General features: G+C 42.6%; 15 protein-coding genes, 1 tRNA gene and 1 pseudogene. 4 read left to right on the forward strand and 13 right to left on the reverse strand.

From position 1 onward, the window contains the following. Positions 1-2: 2 nt before the first annotated feature. Genes FLK61_RS10210 through FLK61_RS10220 form a run of 3 tightly spaced genes read right to left on the reverse strand, consistent with a single transcriptional unit; the run spans position 3 to position 2,992 of the window. Positions 3-329 (reverse strand): hypothetical protein, encoded by a 327-nt coding sequence (locus FLK61_RS10210; protein WP_176009365.1) that lies wholly within the window; start codon positions 327-329, stop codon positions 3-5. A gap of 12 nt (positions 330-341) precedes the next feature. Then, the gene (locus FLK61_RS10215; RefSeq protein WP_430708816.1) at positions 342-761 is read right to left on the reverse strand and encodes an acyl-CoA thioesterase; all 420 of its coding nucleotides are present in this window, start codon (positions 759-761) and stop codon (positions 342-344) included. Further along, positions 755-2,992 (reverse strand): AAA family ATPase, encoded by a 2,238-nt coding sequence (locus FLK61_RS10220; protein ID WP_176009367.1) that lies wholly within the window; start codon positions 2,990-2,992, stop codon positions 755-757. Before FLK61_RS10220 ends, FLK61_RS10215 begins: the two co-directional genes overlap by 7 nt. 109 nt (positions 2,993-3,101) lie before the next feature. On the opposite strand from FLK61_RS10220, the gene FLK61_RS10225 reads away from it, so the two are divergent. After that, positions 3,102-3,764, forward strand: coding sequence for a TVP38/TMEM64 family protein (locus tag FLK61_RS10225; RefSeq protein WP_176009368.1), 663 nt, complete (start codon positions 3,102-3,104; stop codon positions 3,762-3,764). Here the strand turns inward: FLK61_RS10225 and FLK61_RS10230 are convergent. The 6 genes and pseudogenes from FLK61_RS10230 to FLK61_RS10250 form a co-directional block, all read right to left on the reverse strand. After that, positions 3,754-4,236, reverse strand: coding sequence for a VanZ family protein (locus FLK61_RS10230; protein WP_249777717.1), 483 nt, complete (start codon positions 4,234-4,236; stop codon positions 3,754-3,756). The two genes, FLK61_RS10225 and FLK61_RS10230, sit on opposite strands and share 11 nt — an antisense overlap. Positions 4,237-4,320: 84 nt before the next feature. Continuing rightward, a complete protein-coding gene (locus tag FLK61_RS10235) occupies positions 4,321-5,019 on the reverse strand; it encodes a DUF421 domain-containing protein (RefSeq protein WP_176009369.1) in 699 nt (232 codons plus the stop codon). A 130-nt stretch (positions 5,020-5,149) separates the two neighbouring features. Then, complete coding sequence (gene acnA / locus FLK61_RS10240) at positions 5,150-7,870, reverse strand: aconitate hydratase AcnA (RefSeq protein ID WP_176009370.1); 2,721 nt, start codon at positions 7,868-7,870, stop codon at positions 5,150-5,152. 166 nt (positions 7,871-8,036) lie between these two features. Next, entirely contained in the window at positions 8,037-9,443 is a 1,407-nt protein-coding gene (gene selA, locus FLK61_RS10245; RefSeq protein ID WP_176009371.1) for an L-seryl-tRNA(Sec) selenium transferase, read from the reverse strand. Beyond that, positions 9,443-9,574 carry a hypothetical protein gene (locus tag FLK61_RS20200; protein ID WP_283811904.1) on the reverse strand — a complete coding sequence of 44 codons (132 nt, stop codon included), beginning with the start codon at positions 9,572-9,574 and terminating at the stop codon, positions 9,443-9,445. Before FLK61_RS20200 ends, selA begins: the two co-directional genes overlap by 1 nt. A gap of 450 nt (positions 9,575-10,024) precedes the next feature. Continuing rightward, positions 10,025-10,216, reverse strand: a pseudogene (locus FLK61_RS10250) (Rdx family protein); the annotation flags it as partial. 186 nt (positions 10,217-10,402) lie between these two features. Between FLK61_RS10250 and selD the strand changes: the two are divergent. After that, complete coding sequence (gene selD, locus FLK61_RS10255) at positions 10,403-11,452, forward strand: selenide, water dikinase SelD (RefSeq protein WP_176011205.1); 1,050 nt, start codon at positions 10,403-10,405, stop codon at positions 11,450-11,452. A 42-nt stretch (positions 11,453-11,494) separates the two neighbouring features. Here the strand turns inward: selD and selB are convergent, their stop codons facing one another. Further along, positions 11,495-13,381, reverse strand: a complete 1,887-nt coding sequence (selB, locus tag FLK61_RS10260; protein WP_176009372.1) for a selenocysteine-specific translation elongation factor — start codon at positions 13,379-13,381, stop codon at positions 11,495-11,497. 121 nt (positions 13,382-13,502) lie between these two features. Between selB and FLK61_RS10265 the strand changes: the two genes are divergently transcribed. Continuing rightward, a tRNA-Sec gene (locus FLK61_RS10265) sits at positions 13,503-13,599 on the forward strand. A gap of 122 nt (positions 13,600-13,721) precedes the next feature. Further along, on the forward strand, positions 13,722-14,222 hold the full coding sequence (locus tag FLK61_RS10270) for a CcdC family protein (RefSeq protein WP_176009373.1): 501 nt from the start codon (positions 13,722-13,724) through the stop codon (positions 14,220-14,222). Between the two features lie 728 nt (positions 14,223-14,950). Here FLK61_RS10270 and FLK61_RS10275 read toward each other — a convergent pair. The 3 genes from FLK61_RS10275 to FLK61_RS10285 form a co-directional block, all read right to left on the reverse strand. Beyond that, a complete protein-coding gene (locus tag FLK61_RS10275) occupies positions 14,951-15,388 on the reverse strand; it encodes a DUF2621 domain-containing protein (RefSeq protein WP_176009374.1) in 438 nt (145 codons plus the stop codon). Between the two features lie 286 nt (positions 15,389-15,674). Next, entirely contained in the window at positions 15,675-15,878 is a 204-nt protein-coding gene (locus tag FLK61_RS10280; protein ID WP_176009375.1) for a cation transporter, read from the reverse strand. Beyond that, on the reverse strand, positions 15,875-18,073 hold the full coding sequence (locus FLK61_RS10285; protein ID WP_249777718.1) for a heavy metal translocating P-type ATPase: 2,199 nt from the start codon (positions 18,071-18,073) through the stop codon (positions 15,875-15,877). Before FLK61_RS10285 ends, FLK61_RS10280 begins: the two co-directional genes overlap by 4 nt. Positions 18,074-18,086: the final 13 nt, after the last annotated feature.

An 18,086-nucleotide genomic window follows, 5' to 3' on the forward strand; every position in this document is an offset into this window, starting at 1 on the left:
CGTTAAAAACTTCCTTTCTTTTTCATAGATTTAGCTCGAAGCAATAGAAGCTTGTCCGCTTTATTTTCTTGATGTAAAACATGCCATTCCGTTGAACCTATTAAATCAAAATGAGGAAAGTGTCCATCGTCATGGATCCACTCTTCCTTTAATCCGTACTGCTTCCCCCATTCGATTAGCCTTTGTTTATCGTTTGATGCAGCTTTTGTCACAGTTTGATGCTGTGGAAAGCGTTCATCAAACCAAAAATGCGTTAAAAAAGCAATTTCTCCGGAGGCTGCCTGTATTTTATATTGACGCAGTTCGTCTTTCGTCACACCAAACGCCATCCTTATGCCCTCCTACTTACCTATTGCACGCAAATAAGCCTCATGCATCTCTAGATTCACTCGTTTCATTGAAACTGGTTTAAAGCTCCCTTTTTTGACTAACGCATGGGTGCTCGTACCTTCTAAACAGCTATCGCCTTTCTCATTTACTATTTCATAGCTATAGGTGACGCGCACCCCTGTATATGCTTCTACACGCGTTTTGATCGTAACAGTTTCTCCGTATTTAGCAGGGTGCTTGTAGTTCATTTCTAAGCTTGTTACTGGAGACAGGATTTCTTCCTTCTCTAGATCCGCATAGCGATACCCTAGTGCATCTAACAATGCGGTTCGTCCAATCTCGCACCAGACTAAGTAATTAGCATGGTACACGACACCCATTTGATCTGTTTCTGCATATCTTACGTCTGCGGTTGTTTCGACTATCATGATGATGCCTCCAATAAAAAAGCAAAGTCTTTTTCTGTTAATGTAACGACGTCTGCTCGTTCTTCACTTAATACGTTGTAAGCCTGTACTTGAATGGCCTCAAGCACAAGATCTTTCATTGAGCGTGCGTTCGCTTTAGGTGGATATTTTATAATCGCTTCTTTAATTTTATCACGAACGCCACTTTCTAGCTCGTACCCAAACTGATCTAAATAAAAATCAGCAATTAAAAGTAGCTCATTTATGCTATATTCTTTAAATGTAATCGTCTTTTTAAACCGAGAAGCAAGCCCTTGATTACTCTCTAATAAAGACTGTATCGGCTTTTCGTACCCAGCAATAATGACAACTAAATTCTCATCGTGCTTTGTCATTTCATCTACGAGTGTATCGATGGCCTCACGACCAAAATCCTCTCCTCCCCCGCGTAAAAGGGAATAGGCTTCATCAATAAATAGCACACCACCAAGGGCATCCTTTATTACTCGCTTCGTTTTCACCGCTGTTTGGCCCACATACCCTGCTACAAGATCACTTCTACCTGCAACAACTAAATGTCCGCGCTTTAACAGTCCGAGTTCATGCAAAATGTGCCCGTAAATTTCCGCAACGGTGGTTTTTCCTGTCCCTGGAGGTCCTGTGAATACAGAATGTAGTTGAATCGGCACTGTCTTTAAGCCTTTATCTTCTCGTTCCTGTTGTACTTTCACAAATGCCGCTAGTTGCTTGACTTGCTTTTTAACTTCTTCTAGCCCTATAAGTGCTTCTAGTTTTTCTTCAGCATGGTAAGACGGCGTATCAAGCGCAAACGCTTCTTTATCTAACACAGCAAATGACTCTCGTGAATAATTTTCTTCACGAGTCGCCTTCGCTCCTTGCGTGAAAATAGCGTCTAAAATAATATTATGCACCGTGCGCGCATTCCCAAAGGTTTCGTCTACCTGCTCTTTTGCTATACGATCTAATAACGCCTTTTTTCCTTCTTCTGTTAAGAAAAAATCGTTGTCTAGAGCAACCTGTTCGCCGATTTCAGTCAGCTCACTCGGAGAATAATCAGGTAAATGAAGGTGATTTGATTCTGGAAACCTGCTACGTAGTCCAGGATTACTTAATAAAAAGGTTCTCATTTCTTCTGGATACCCAGCTAAAATAACCGCAAAGCGACCTGCGTATTCTCCATTTGTCATCGCTGACACAAGGGTATCAATCGCCGTTTGACCATAATCACTGCCTTGTGATCCCTCGCGTTTTAGCGCATAGGCTTCATCAATAAATAATACGCCTCCGATTGCCTGTTTAATCACGTCCATCGTACGTTCTTCCGTTTGACCTACGTAAGGCCCAACCAACTGAGAACGATCGACTTCAACAACGTCCTCTCTTTCAAGAACACCTAGCTTGTAATAAATCTTAGCAAGTAGCCTCGCAATCGTTGTTTTACCAGTACCCGGGTTCCCAGTTAAAATCATATGATGACTACGCCCATGCTGTAGCTGATAGCCTTGTCGCGAGCGCTCTCTTTCAAACTGCAAGTATTGATAATAGGACTCTACTTTTTTCTTCACTTCATGTAGACCAATCATTCGATGAAGCTCTTCAATTGCCTCATCATTCTCTTCCTCATTTTGCAAGTCGTCCCATGCTGCTACAGCCGACTGAATTTGTTCTATTTTTCCTGATAACTCTTGCTTTTTATCCTTAGAGGAATAAATTCCACTGATTGTTTTTCGATATTCCTCCACTGCTTGGAGAGCCTCTAAAATAGATTGTTGTATCTCATTTAAGAGCTCTAGCTTCTCTTGTAAATGATTGTCACTACTATACGAGCGTAAATTCATCTTCGCTGCTAGTAGCTGACGCCCGTCTTCGAGCATAGCTTCTAATCTACCGAGCTGTTGCTTTTTTCCTTGGCTATGATCTGTTTCGCGAACCTTTGGGAAAGCATCCTCAAAGATCTTAACAGGGAGCTCCTTCTCTACAATATGAGAGACCACGTTATTAACGAAGGATGTTTGTTGTTTTGTTGCTTTAATCAGCCACTCCTCTATCCGCAAATCCCATTCTTTCTTGCGCTCATATCGGGCAACTGCACATAACGCATACCAGTCTTCTAATTGAGTTGTTGCTTCCTCTAGCGCTCGGACGAGCTCGCCTTCATGTAGATTTGAGAAAGGCATTCGCTTATATTCTTCTAGTCGTTCATCTATAGGTTTATATGGCTTTTGTTGATTCATATGCGAGTCCCCTTCCTAGTTCTCTCGTGTGCAAGTGTGAAACAAACGATTTACACTCCATTCATGCTATAATGATGCGGAAAAGTTACGTTTTGAGGAGGTTAATCCGATGCTACGAAAACTGTCTGTCATCATCGTTACTGCTATCACTGTTTTCGTGTTAGCTATGTATCATGAGCAATTAATAGCTTGGTTAAGCGAAAACGGCCAGGAATCATTTATGATCACTGCCGTCATCGCAACCCTTATGTCTTTATTCCCTGTTATCCCATACCCAATCGTAGGAGGAGTTATTGGTGCCGCCTTTGGTCCATTTCAAGGAGCGCTACTCATTTGGATCGGTTCAACCTGTGCCTCCATCCTCTTTTTTCTCCTCATTCGCTACGGCGGTTTTGAGAAAAAAGGGCAAGAGATTCTGCACGGTTACAAAGCCACTCATAAAATTACGCTTCTTTTTGAGCGCAACGCCTTTCTTTCGATCACGATCCTACGAATGATTCCAGTCATACCTTCGATTATTATCAATGCCTACTCAGCGCTAAGCCGAGTGCCGTTCTTTATTTATGCGATTGCGTCTGCATTAGGTAAAATTCCGGCTATGACACTATTTGCGTTTGTTGGAGATTCGATTGTGAATAACCCAATTGACTTAATTTATATGGTCCTCATATACGGCGTATTCTTACTCGCTGTCTATATGTTCCATCGCTCTTATTTGAGAAAAATTGAAAAAAGGGCACTTGAAAAGCAGGATCCCTCTATCATTTCCTAATTAAACGCATGATTCGGTAAATTAGAACACCAAGTGTGCCACCTAATGTGTTTAATATCACATCATCAACGTTAGCAACACGCATTGTAAATAAGAACTGATTTATCTCGATTGTGACGGAAAGTAAAAACGATAGTATGATTGGTGTAATCATGCCTGAGACGACTCGTGCCTTGCGGAATTTCTCTACCATGAGTGGAAATAAGAATCCAAAAGGCATGAATAAAATGACATTCCCAACTAAAATTCGTAGAGGTATCCAAACTGTATCACTATATGTTGCTATATTGTAAATACTTAAGAATGGCTCTAAATTATAGTTTCTACCACCCGGCCCAGCCGGTCCGTAAGACGACCCGTGATTCCAAGCAAAAAAGACTGTGTAGAGTAGGAGAAAGGTGTATGCAAAAAATAAAAAGGCAATCATCCATTTAGATGTCGTGCTAGTAAATAGTCGGTGTCGAGTTTTCACAATGATGCTCCTTCGTTAATGTACGTCATGTACAATTATCGTATGAACACCGCTAATTTACAAGTACGAGCTACACCTTATTCCTTACCTCACACTTATATAAAAGTCGCCAGCCTGATTATATGTCATTAAAAATACATCTTTGTGAGATTGAATTTGCTGCTTTTTTAATTCCTTAATAATCTCATTTCTCGTAGTCTTTCCCTCTATATTTGCATCAATGAACCGACCATCCTGAATCACAATGGATGGATACCCATTCTTCGTAACCTTTACTTGAAGTTGACCTGCTTGTACTGGCTCGTTTTCCGCATAGCGAATGACACTAATTTGACCATTTGCTTCTAACACAGCATAATCAATCTCATTTAAATCAATGGACCCTTGCAAACGAAGATCCATAAGAAGAGACTCTACCGTTACTTTTGCTTTTTGCATGGCTTTCACTAAGATTTGGCCGTTTTGAATGAGTAAAATAGGTTCATCTTCGACTACTCGTCTAAATTTTGGTGTTTTAAGAGAAATGTAAGAAAGAGACAAATGTAGAAAGGCAATTAAGCCAGCAGCTGACAGCGGACCTCCAAGTGCCACATCTCCCGCAGCTAAAGGCTCCCCCACCACATCCCCTATAATGACGCCAAATAAAAAATCAATTGGATTTACCGCCGATAGAGAGCGCTGTCCAAGAATTTTTAATACTAAAAAGATATACACATAAATAATAAAGGCTCGAATTAAAAACCCCCAAATAGGTAAGTCCTCTGCTCCAGTCCAAAATTCCATGTCCGTCACCCTCTTCTGTAAACGTCTCCTTAGGCTTTGTTGAACAAGGGCTAGTTATTCACGTCAACACAATCATGCACGCAAAAAAGCCTAAGGTGCGATCACCTTAGGCTTTTGAGATAAAACGTTTTTATGCTTCTTGAAGATTATTACGAAGTACCATTGGAAGGATACCACCGTGACGGTAGTAATCAATCTCTACTTCGCTATCGAAACGAGCAAGTACTTCAAACGTTGTCACTTTGCCTGTTTCCTCATCCTTCGCTACCACTGTTACGTGGTCACGTGGCTGAATATCATTTGTTACTTGTACGTCAAAGTGCTCTTTACCAGTAAGTCCTAACGAATCAGCACTTTCTCCAGCTTTGAACTGAAGTGGTAAAACGCCCATTAGTACAAGGTTACTTCTGTGAATTCGCTCGAAGCTTTCTGCGATAACTGTTTTAATGCCAAGAAGGTTCGTCCCCTTCGCTGCCCAGTCACGAGAGCTTCCCATACCGTAATCCTGTCCAGCTAATACGATCAATCCAGTATCAATATCGCGATACTTCATACACGCATCGTAAATCGCCATTGTCTCACCAGTTGGCCAGTAAGTCGTATAACCACCTTCTGTACCTGGAGCTAGCTGATTCTTAATACGAATATTTGCAAACGTGCCACGCATCATAACTTCGTGATTTCCACGACGTGATCCATACGAGTTGAACTGAGCTGGGCTAAGCCCTTTTTCCATTAAATACTTTCCTGCAGGGCTATTTTTTGCAATAGATCCCGCTGGAGAGATGTGGTCTGTTGTAACAGAATCACCAAGCTTCGCAACTGCACGAAGTGCTGATAGAGGCTTCACCTCTTCAGGCTCTGGAGAAAGGTCTTCGAAGAACGGTGGATTTTGAATGTACGTTGACTCAGAGTCAAAGTTGTACAGATCGCCATCCGGAGTATCAAGGTTGTTCCACTCTTCGTTATCATCAAACACACGCTCATATTCCTTCTTAAATAGATCGGAGCTTAGTGCAGACTTCATCGCAGCATCAATCTCAGCGTTTGAAGGCCAGATATCACGGAAGAATACGTCTTTACCAGAAGCATCTTGACCGATTGGATCATTGTATAGATCGATGTCTACCGTACCTGCTAATGCATAAGCAACAACTAATGGAGGAGAAGCAAGGTAGTTCGCCTTCACTAATGGGTGAATACGCCCTTCAAAGTTACGGTTACCACTTAGTACAGAAGCAACTGTTAAGTCAGCATCTGCAATTCCTTTTTCAATTTCTTCAGGAAGTGGACCAGAGTTACCGATACATGTTGTACAGCCGTAACCAACTAAGTTAAATCCGAGCGCGCTGAGTGGCTCCATTAAGCCCGCGTTCTCTAAGTATCCAGTTACAACTTTCGAACCTGGCGCTAAGCTTGTTTTGACAAATGCAGGTACAGATAGCCCTTTTTCAACGGCGTTTTTCGCCAGTAATCCTGCACCAAGCATAACGTGTGGGTTCGATGTATTCGTACAGCTAGTAATCGCAGCAATGGCAATAGAACCAGTCTTAAGGACAGACTTCTCGCCATTTGGATGCGTGACTTCTTGTGACTTCGCGATTTCTTCAGGTGAAAGCCCAAAGCCTTGGTTACCTACAGGAGCTGTAAGAGCCTGTTGCCATTCCTTTTTCATATCAGAAAGAGGGATTAAATCCTGCGGACGCTTAGGACCAGATAGGTTAGGCTTAATATCTGCTAAGTCCATTTCAACCGTTTTTGTGAACTCAGGATCTTCAGAGCCTTCTGTATAGAACATATTGTTCGCTTTTGAGTAAGCCTCTACTAATGCTACTAGTTCTTCACTACGTCCAGTAAAACGTAAGTAGTTTAACGTCTCTTTATCAACCGGGAAGAATCCACACGTAGCACCATATTCCGGAGCCATGTTTGAGATTGTCGCGCGGTCAGCAAGCGTCATTTTAGAAAGACCTGGACCAAAGAATTCTACAAACTTACCAACAACGTTTTGCTTACGCAATACTTCTGTTACTTTAAGCGCTAAGTCCGTTGCCGTTGCTCCTTCAGGTAGTTCTCCATTTAACTTAACTCCGATAACTTCTGGTACTGGGAAGTAAGAAGGTTGCTGAAGCATTCCAGCTTCTGCTTCAATACCACCAACACCCCAACCTAGTACGCCTAAGCCGTTGATCATCGTTGTATGAGAATCTGTTCCAACAAGAGAGTCAGGGAAAGCAATGCGCTCACCTTCAGCTGTTTCAGTCTCTTGAACAACGTTTGCTAAGTACTCTAAGTTTACTTGGTGAACGATTCCTGTTGCAGGAGGAACAGCACGGTAGTTATCAAGGGACTTTTGAGCCCAGCTTAAGAACTTATAGCGCTCTTCGTTACGTTCAAATTCTAGCTCCATGTTTTTACGTAGGGAGTTTGATTGACCGAAGTGATCAACTTGAACAGAGTGGTCAACTACTAGGTCAACAGGGATAGCAGGGTTGATTTCCTTAGGATCTCCACCCATATCAGCCATTGCTTTACGTAAAGACGCAAGGTCTACTACTGCTGGTACCCCAGTGAAGTCTTGAAGAATAACACGGGATGGCTTAAATGGCACATCAATGTTTTGCACCTGATCCGTTCCCCATTTAGCGAGGTTTGTTACATGCTCTTCCTTAATAACACGACCATCGTGCTGGCGAAGTACGGACTCCAAAAGGACACGTACAGAGAATGGTAGCTTCGAGACATTCGCAACTCCCGCCTCTTCAATCGCTTTTAAATCAAAATAATGATACGTTTGACCATTTACGTCGAATTGACGCTTTGAATCGAATAATACTGTTTCTTTAGTCATATGTATTCCCTCCTCATTTGTAATCATATAACAGATCAACCATATTGTCTAAATCGTTTTTATTTACACACTTTTCGCGTAACTTGCACAGAAAACGTTAGACGACAGCATTAATTATGAAGTGAAAACGCCTTCAATGCAAGCCTTAAATTCCCTGCTTAGTTACTTAAAGAAATTCATTATCTAACGCAGTTAATGCTCGCTTTACTACTTTTTGATCGTCAGCTGTTAACGTTCTAAAATCTAAAAAATACATGTCCGATCTAATTCGACCAATGATCGGCGTTTCAAAAGACCTAAAATAGGTCTCTAAACGTGAAGCAGAAAGTAAAGGATGCTTCACCACAAGACCAGCAGTGGGTAGCTCTACTAGTGGCATTGTTCCCCCACCAACCTTAGAGAGGTCCTCCACTTGCTCAAGCTGCACACTCGATAAAGAAAGGCTCGACACAAACGTCGAACATTCCGACATTATGTCATCTTTATCACGACGAATATCTGAGACAGTAGGAATCGCCTCGCTATTGCCGTACACATAGTCGGTTAACGTGGCTTCAAGTGCAGCGAGCGTCATTTTGTCTACACGTAACACACGGGCAAGCTGATGTTTTTTAAGCTTTTGGATCAAATCAGCTCTGCCGGCAATAATGCCTGCTTGAGGTCCACCTAAAAGCTTATCCCCACTGAACGAAACGAGATCGCAGCCACTTTTTAATGCCGTGCTAATAAGCGGTTCGTCACCGATTCCTTCGTGGATAAACGGATGCAAAGAACCACTACCAAGATCGTCAAATACAAGTGTATCGGTATCTCCCTCATCTAAGAGTGCGGTTTTAATTTCACCTGATGAGACGCTTTTCGTGAAGCCAACAACTGCAAAATTACTCGTGTGTACCTTCATAATCATTGCCGTTTGATCCGACCGATTATCAAGGTAATCATGCAGATGCGTTTTGTTCGTTGTTCCTACTTCTTTTAACTGTGCGCCACTCTCTTCCATGATCGAAGAAACGCGAAACGAGCCACCAATTTCAACGAGCTCCCCTCGAGATACGAGCACCTCTTGATTTTTAGCAAAGGCTGATAAAACAAAATACACGGCAGCAGCATTATTATTCACCACAATAGCAGCCTCTGCACCAGATGCTTTAGCAAGAAGTTCTTCAATAACCGCGAGTCTTGATCCGCGCTTTCCAGCTTCAAGATCGTACTCTAAATTACTGTAGCTTGTCGCAATTTCATATACGTGATCAGCGGCCTTTTTACTAAGTCTTGCACGACCTAAATTTGTGTGAAGGACTGTGCCAGTAGCATTGATAACAGACTGTAAGTTATAAGCGTTAAGCTTACCAATTTGCTCGTTAAAACGAGCTAAAAGAAGGTCTGTAAATTTTTTTCTATCGTAGGTATGGTAAGTAGTTGTTTGGAGAAGATCCTCTCTTAATTGTGCTAATTCCTCCGTGAACCATTCCTTAGCACGTAGCTCAGATACATGCTCCTCACGCAACATATCACTTACACGGTCTAAAAGTTCGTGAATAGGCGGTAAAAGCCTTAGCTGTTCTTTCGCCATTACTTCCTCCCAGATTCTCGGCTTTCTAAAATTTCTTCTTTCTTTTGCTGATCTTTTAATAGTCCAGCGCTATAAACACCAATGCCAATAACACCGATGACTTTTACTAAAGATAAAGCGATTCTACCCATAGGTCTTCACCTCTCTTCCATCTGATTCCTATTATACGAGCGTCACACCCAAAAGTCGAATAACGAGTTACAAATGAATCCGATAACTTTTCCTTATGAGATAACACAAAACATCATCTGTTTTATTTATCACTTATAGAAAATACTGTATAATTCCAATTTCCTAAACGATGGATTGGTAAACGTGTAAACAGATATTCGGTTAATCGAGGTTTGATTCGGTTCTTTGTGGCTTCCTTCTGGTTAATCGAGGCCTCGTTTCGGTTCTTTGTGGCTACCTTCCGGTTAATCGAAGTTCCGGTTCGGTTAATTACAGCTTCTTTCCGGTTAATCGAAGCTCCGGTTCGGTTTACCGAAGCCCCACTTCGGTTTATCGCCACACAACCACCACCACAAAAAAAGCTGAGACAAAAATCTTAGCTTTTGTCCCAGCCCTTTCCTATTTCATCACTATTCCACGATACGATCTTTTAACATCACAAGAATCTCATCATGATCAGGGAAAGATCCCGTCTCTTTCTTTGAATAAATGAGCTCACCGTCCACGCGTATTTTAAAAGCTCCACCTGATGCAGGGATAAGCTCCATTTTCGTCACGCGATGTCGTAGCTCACTAAAAACGTCTTCTGCGAAACTCGCAGCTTTTGGTGCAAAGTTTCACATCATGCAAAATTCTACTTGTACGTGCATGGCTATCTACTCCTTAAAGGTTTATATCTATTAGTCTAGCGAGAAACGAGAGGCTCGTCAATGAAGTCAGATGATTTGAAGCAGGTAGCGCATAGCGGTATAATGACTTAGAAACGCACGATGAAGGAGGAAATAATGATGTCAGAAACACACCCACGTTTAACACAAATGACAAAAAAGGCTGGTTGAGGATGCAAAATCGGCCCAGCCGACCTGGCGCAAGTTTTGCGTCATTTACCGAAACACACAGAAGATAAAAACCTTTTAGTTGGTTTAGATACATCGGATGATGCAGGTGTTTACCAGTTAACGGACGACATTGCACTCGTGCAAACCGTTGACTACTTTACTCCAATTGTCGATGACCCGTATATGTTTGGACAGATTGCTGCAGCTAATTCCCTTAGTGACGTGTATGCAATGGGCGGAGAGCCAAAGACCGTTATGAATATAGTAGGCTTCCCTATTACGCAACTCCCGCACGATGTTTTAGCGACGATTCTTTTAGGCGCGTCTGACAAAGTAAAAGAGTCTGGCGCCGTATTAGCTGGCGGACACTCTATCGATGATCCAGAGCCTAAGTTTGGTCTAAGCTGTACAGGAATCGTACATCCTGATCGAATCTTTAAAAATGTCGGATCAAAACCAGGTGAAGTCATTGTACTTACAAAGCCACTTGGCGTTGGTATTATGACAACAGCGATCAAGCGTGACAAGCTAACTTCAGAGCAAGAGCAAGCTGTTACAGAGACAATGGCTACGTTAAATAAAACTGCAGCTACTCACCTTAAGCAGTATTCACCATCTGCAGTAACAGATGTTACAGGCTTTGGTTTAGCCGGTCATGGTCATGAAATGGCAAGCGGAAGTGGTGTTACGTTTGAGATCGATTATAAGAAGATTCCGTTCTTAAAGGGAACAGAGGCCTTAGCAAAAGAAGGCATTGTACCTGGCGGATCGAAGAGTAATCACGCTTGGCTTAAAGAGGAAGTTCGCTACGCTGATTCTATAGAAGATCATCAGCAGCTTATGCTGTGTGATGCAATCACTTCTGGCGGACTACTCATTACAATGTCTGAAGAAGAAGCGAAGCAATACGTAAACGATATGGAGCAAAGTGAATTTGGTGCACACATTATCGGAACTGTATCTGAAGCATCAGGAACGTCCTTAGTATTTACTAAGTAATTAAGCAAGAGGAGCGCAGACAATGTCTGCGCTCCTTCGTTATTATTTCCACTCTCTTATTTGATCCTGCCTCTTTGTCCAACCCAACTCATCAAACAACTCTAAAAGAGGAACTAAGTACTTACGTGATAAACCGAGCACGCTTTTCGCATCCTGAAGAGTAAATGACTCCTTAAAGCTTGATTGGAGCTTTCTTTTTGCCTCATCAAGCGCGTGATTTGAAACTAATCGTTTGTCGTCTAAACGCACGGCAATCTTTTCACGAATAAGATAGTGCGCTAAATCTACTTGTTGCTCCTCAGGTAATCCAGCTTTAGCCGTAAGCTCCTCAAAGTCAGCAACCTCTATCCCTGACACCTTAATCGCCTCTGTCACCTGCTCCATTCGCTTTGCCCACTGTTTTGGAAACGATGATGAAAACTCTGGCAAGTAAACAAAATTCCCATTACGACGAATCTTCTCCTGCTCAACAAGCTGATCCATAAATGCCGCTCTGATTGGATCAAACGCTTGATTATTCGGCCAAACAGACGCAAGATCTTTACCTGGTCGCATTGGGTGCTGCTCATGAAAAGCCTGGAGCTCTTGTAGAAGCTCAGCTTGATAGCGCAAAAACATAGACATACTCATCACATGCTGATGGATGAAGACGATATCTCGTGATGCTACAAGCTCGTCTTGCACCATTTGTAGCTCTTCTACCGAAAGACCGACAGCTTGATGTAGTGCGCTTATAGGTGCAACTTCCTTTGCCTCCAATACGTCTAGTACACGTTCTTTAGGAGTTCCCTCTTTTATTTTAGAAAGCTGATCGACTGTCGCTTGACCAAATCGGTATTTCCCACCATTTGTTTGAATGACAATCCCGCCTCCAATTGTTTCGACCGGAGAAGGACGTCTTAAAATAAAGCGATCGCCACGCTTCGTCACGACAGGCTCGTCTAGCCTAACCTGACACAACACCTCATTTGTATCACCGGGCTCAAGCTCATTCCGATCAAAAAAGACGACCTTACCAAAGACCTCAGCCGTACCAATATGAAGCTTGATAGCTGTGCGCTGCTTTAAGGCATGCTCAAAAAGTGTCACTGGCGTAAGGGCTAAGTCGACAACCTGCGTCATGACATAGTCACCGCTCGAGACGAGCACATCGCCACGGCTAATTTCCTCATGAGAAACACCGCCAACGTTTATAGCAGTTCGTTGACCTGCTTGGCTAGTAGAATAGCTTTTATGGTGAACTTGAATTTGTCTGACTCGTACTTCTTTGTCAGATGGTAAGAGGCGAAGAACATCGCCTTCGTTCACCTTGCCCTCGTAAATCGTGCCACGCACAACCGTACCTTGCCCTTTAACCGTGAAGACTTGGTCAATTGGGAGTCTAAACGTTGTTCCAACTTTTTTAGTCGGCACCTCTTTTAACTTGGTCGCGATGCGGTCCTTTAGCTCTGTAATCCCTTTCCCCGAGATACTATCAACAAAATGAAACTCACAGTCTCGTAAGAATGTATCTTTTACGTAATCTTGAATATCCTCTTTAATAAGCTCTTCCATTTCATCATCTAAGGAGTCCGCTTTTGTTACGACAATGAGCCCATGCTCGATACCTAACGAGTTAATAATCTCCACGTGCTCGCGTGTTTGAGGCATAATCCCCTCATCTGCTGCAATGACGAGCATAACGAGATCAATGCCCGCAACTCCAGCAATCATTTGCCTAATAAACTTCTCATGACCTGGCACGTCTACGATCGAAACGGCCATGTCCTCTCCTAAATCAAGAGGCGCATATCCAGGTTCGATGGAGATCGCGCGTTCTTTCTCTTCTTTTAAACGATCGGTATCTATATTCGTTAATGCTTTTGTGAGCGTTGTTTTACCGTGATCAATATGCCCTGCCATTCCGACAGTATAAAATGAAGGTTCCATTCAGGACACCCCTTTCCTTCGATAATTGTACAGGAAGTTATGCCTTAAATCATCGATAAAGGCATCAATAGTTGCATTTTTACTTTATGAGACTTATAATTCTCTTTGTGCTTAAAACTTTGGGGCCGGTTGTGTAGCTGGTGCTTACCGGGGCCTTCAAAGCCTTCAGGGAGGCGCGTGCCGTCTCCGGTGGGTTCGATTCCCACACGGTCCCGCCACTATCACTTAACACGAGACGAATAGCTTCGTCTCTTTTTTTATGCCACATTTCTGTAAAGATTAACGCTTTCAACCCGTTTAAGCTATGCTATACTTATTGTAGGTGATTGGGGGTCATTTTATGGAATATTCAACGTTTTTTATGATCGCAGCTACGCTTATGGCTATCATGGCTATATTCGTACGTATGCGTGCGATGAAACGCCCCGCAACTGCAAGGAAAATACTCATTCCACCTATCGCTATGTCGACGGGTTTCTTGATGTTTTTCTACCCTCCCGTGCAAGCAATTACAGCACTCGAAGTGGTAGAGTCGTTAACAGTTGGGGCTTTATTTTCAATCTTACTTATTAAAACATCTTCGTTTGAAATTAGAGATAACGATGTGTACATGAAACGATCAAAGGTATTTCCATTTATCTTAGTTGGACTACTAATAGCTAGAATCATCTTCAAATTAACCTTCGGAATCAATTTTGAATATGAAGTTTTAGCAGGCATGTTCTTCTTACTCGCATTCGGAATGATTTTACCGTGGCGCATTGCCATGTACAGAAAATTCAAAGCAATGGAAACAGAGCTTCACACCACTGAATCTCACACCTTAGCAACAGCCAAATAAAAAGCTTTACCCTATATGGGTAGAGCTTTTTTTGTATATAACGTAATGAATGTGATCGGTTGTGACCTCGCTAGTTGGCTCTTTGGCAACGGAGGTGTTAAAAAGGTAGTGTTTGAGAGAGGAGGAAGTGGGCTTTGCATGAGGTTTGTTTGATATATAAGGGAAATATGGTTAGATTATTATTTTGATTAGGAGAAAATGTTCCTGATTAGGAAGTTATGTTCCTTAATCTGAATTTATGTTCCCCATTTGAGATTTATGTGCCGCGTTACGAAGTTATGGACTTCGTAATCGCAACGCCCAGAGTTATGTTCCTTAATCTGAATTTATGTTCCCCATTCCAGATTTATGTGCCGCGTTACGAAGTTATGGACTTCGTGATCGTAATGCCCAGAGTTATGTTCCTTAACCTGAATTTATGTTCCCCATTCCAGATTTATGTGCCGCGTTACAAAGTTATGGACTTCGTGATTGCAACGCCCAGAGTTATGTTCCTTAACCTGAATATATGTTCCCCATTCCAGATTTATGTGCCGCGTTACGAAGTTATGGACTTCGTGATTGCAACGCCCAGAGTTATGTTCCTTAATCTGAATTTATGTTCCCCATTCTAGATTTATGTGCCGCGTTACGCAGTTATGGACTTCGCGAAGAAGATCCTCCTCCTACGTCACCACCTACAAGCCCTATTCTACTCACCAAAAAAAGCGTAGCAGCTGCTACGCTTTTTATCGTGGTGATTCTGCAAAATACACTTCATATGGAGTAACATCAATTTGTTTCTCTTTTAATTTCTTGCGAAGAAACTTATGGTCACGTTTAGGTGTGGCTGCAATGTAGCCCTTCACAATAAGCTCTTCTGTAAGCCTATCGGACTTTTCTTGAATCGCATATTCGCCAATTTTGCCGGCAATTTTATGCTTCGCAATATCACGGAATAACTCAGGTACTGGTTCAACTAGCTCATTCAAAAATGCTTTTTTATCGTCTGTCCATAGGTGAATCGTTTGATCAATATAGTAGTCCTGCCAGTCAAGAATAGACTTTCCATCCTCTTTAGGCAATTTTTTTAGGAATTTGCGGAACATAAAGTAGCCACCGATCGCAACTAGTACAAAAACTAAAATGGACCAGAATAAAATAAACCACATAAATAAATCTTCCATTTTACGATTCTCACCTCTCTTCCACTTATAGTTTACGCTATTTTCTCCTTTAGATAAAGAGCTCTTTCACCTAAATAGAGTCTAGGTTTAAAGAATATGAAGGAGTAACTTTGAGCCACCGTTAAAAAGTACAACATCCACATACCTATCAACCAACTATACGATAATGCAATATTTTCGGTTAATCACAGCAACTCCTCAAACGCTAGCTACCCTCATAACTTGAACGCAAAAAAAGCCTGAGACAAAGTTTACACTTATGTCCCAGGCGATTTTACACGATCATTTAATTAACATCATATCCTTGATCTTCAATCTCTTGCTTTACGAGATTAACGTCAACTTGTTCATCCATTTCAACAGATACCGTATTTGCTGCTAGGTCCACAGCTGCTTGCTTTACGCCATCAACGGATAATGCTGCACCCTCTACTGCACTTTTACAATGACCGCATGTCATACCTTCTACTTGTAAGACTACTGATTTCATGAGACACTCTCCTTTAATTTTATTCGTTTTAAACGTAGGGAATTGGAGACGACGGACACCGAGCTAAACGCCATGGCTGCTCCCGCTACCCACGGTGCAAGAAAACCAAGCGCCGCGATTGGAATGCCGATCGAATTGTAAATAAACGCCCAAAATAAATTTTGCTTAATGTTTGTCATCGTTTTACGACTTAAAAGCACCGTTTGATAAAGGGAATGCAAATCGCCTCTCATTAACGTGATGTGGCTCGCTTCCATTGCTACATCTGTCCCCGTGCCGATAGCGACACCAACATCTGCAGTGGCTAATGCTGGCGCATCGTTAATGCCGTCCCCTACCATCATAACACGGTTACCTTTCGCTTTTAACTCGTCGACGATTCGCGCCTTGTCTTCAGGGAGCACCTGACTGTACACATCCAGAATACCAACCTGCTCTCCGATCGAGAGCGCCGTTGCTTCATTATCACCCGTGATCATCATCACTTGATAGCCTGCATTCTTTAAAAGGCTAATCGCCTCTTTCGATGTCCGCTTCACCTTATCTGCGACTGCAATAGCACCAGCAAACGACTCATTGACAGAAACAAGCATGACTGTCTTCCCATCATTCTCGAGCTTTTTAATCTCTTCTTCATGAGAAAATGAACCGATAAACCTTCTTGTACCAACCTTAACTGTTTGATCATTAATCTTAGCTTCAACACCGAAGCCTGGAACAGCGTTAAATGAGTCAGTCTCTAAAAGAGAAAGTTCCTGGTCTTTTGCATACTGTACAATGGCTGCTCCTAATGGATGCTCCGAGTTCGCTTCAACAGACGCGACCAATTGCAGGACGTGTGAAGAATCGTTTCCAGCTACCTCTATGAGGTCCGTTACGGTAGGAGCTCCTTCCGTAATTGTCCCTGTCTTATCAAGTAAAATCGTATCCACCTTATGCGCTCGTTCCACGTACTCGCCACCTTTAAAAAGAATGCCGTGCTCGGCGCCTTTTCCTGTACCTACCATAATAGACGTAGGGGTAGCGAGCCCAAGCGCGCAGGGGCAGGCAATGACTAGTACAGCAGTAAAGTTAATAAGTGCTACCTCAAAAGAAGCTCCCGCAACGAAGTACCAGCCTAAAAACGACAAGATTGCTATACCAAGCGCCGCTGGGACAAAGTAGCTCGAGATCAAGTCCACCATTCGCTGGATCGGTGCTTTCGAGCCTTGCGCTCGTTCTACGATTTGGACGATTTGCGCGAGAACAGAGTCACTGCCAATTTTGGTTGCTTGAATCGTTAAGGTGCCGTGTTTATTGATCGTGGCACCAACTACCTCGTCATCTATATGCTTATCTATTGGCATACTCTCTCCTGTTAGCATAGACTCGTCGACAGAGGAGCTTCCGCTAATGACGATACCATCTACCGGTATTTTATCACCTGGAAGAATACGTACGTGATCTCCTACCACGACCTGATCAATTGCAAGTAAGGATTCAACTCCATCTCTCACCACGAGGGCTTTTTTAGGTTGAAGACCCATGAGCTTTTTAATTGCATCAGAAGTACGCCCCTTTGCACGAAGCTCCAATAATTTACCTAAAAGCACGAGGGTGATGATGATAGCACTCGTTTCGAAAAACAATAAGTTTTGTCCTAGAAGTACTAAATACACCGAGTAAATATAGGCAGCTGAGGTCCCCATGGCAACGAGGACGTCCATGTTCGCACTACCGCTTCGCAGGGATTGGTAGGCCCCACGGTAAAACTGCCAGCCGACATAAAATTGAACAGGCGTTGCGAGTGCCCACTGCAAATACCCGTTCATGAGCCAGTGTGGCAATAACATCTCTTGGGGATAAAAGTGATCAATCATCGTGATAAATAGAGGTACGGAAAAAATTAGCGCTACAATAAAGAGCCGCTTTTGCTTTTGAAACGCCTCTTCCTTTCGCTCCGCTTTCTCCTCTGTCACTTCACGCTCAATCGCTTTATATCCAAGCTTGTGAACTTTTGCGTATATATCTTCTTTCGATAAAGAGGACGGATCATATTCGATATGGGCAGACTCCATCGTCAAGTTTACATTTGCTACTTGAATGTCGGGGTGTTTATTTAAAACCTTTTCTATTCGAGCGGAGCAAGCGGCACACGTCATGCCTTCTATCGAAAAGTCCATACTCTCTTGATTACTGGGCGATTGTGTAGACATATGGCTCCCCTCC

It is taken from the genome of Paenalkalicoccus suaedae, assembly GCF_006965545.2.
GTDB lineage: Bacteria > Bacillota > Bacilli > Bacillales > Salisediminibacteriaceae > Paenalkalicoccus > Paenalkalicoccus suaedae.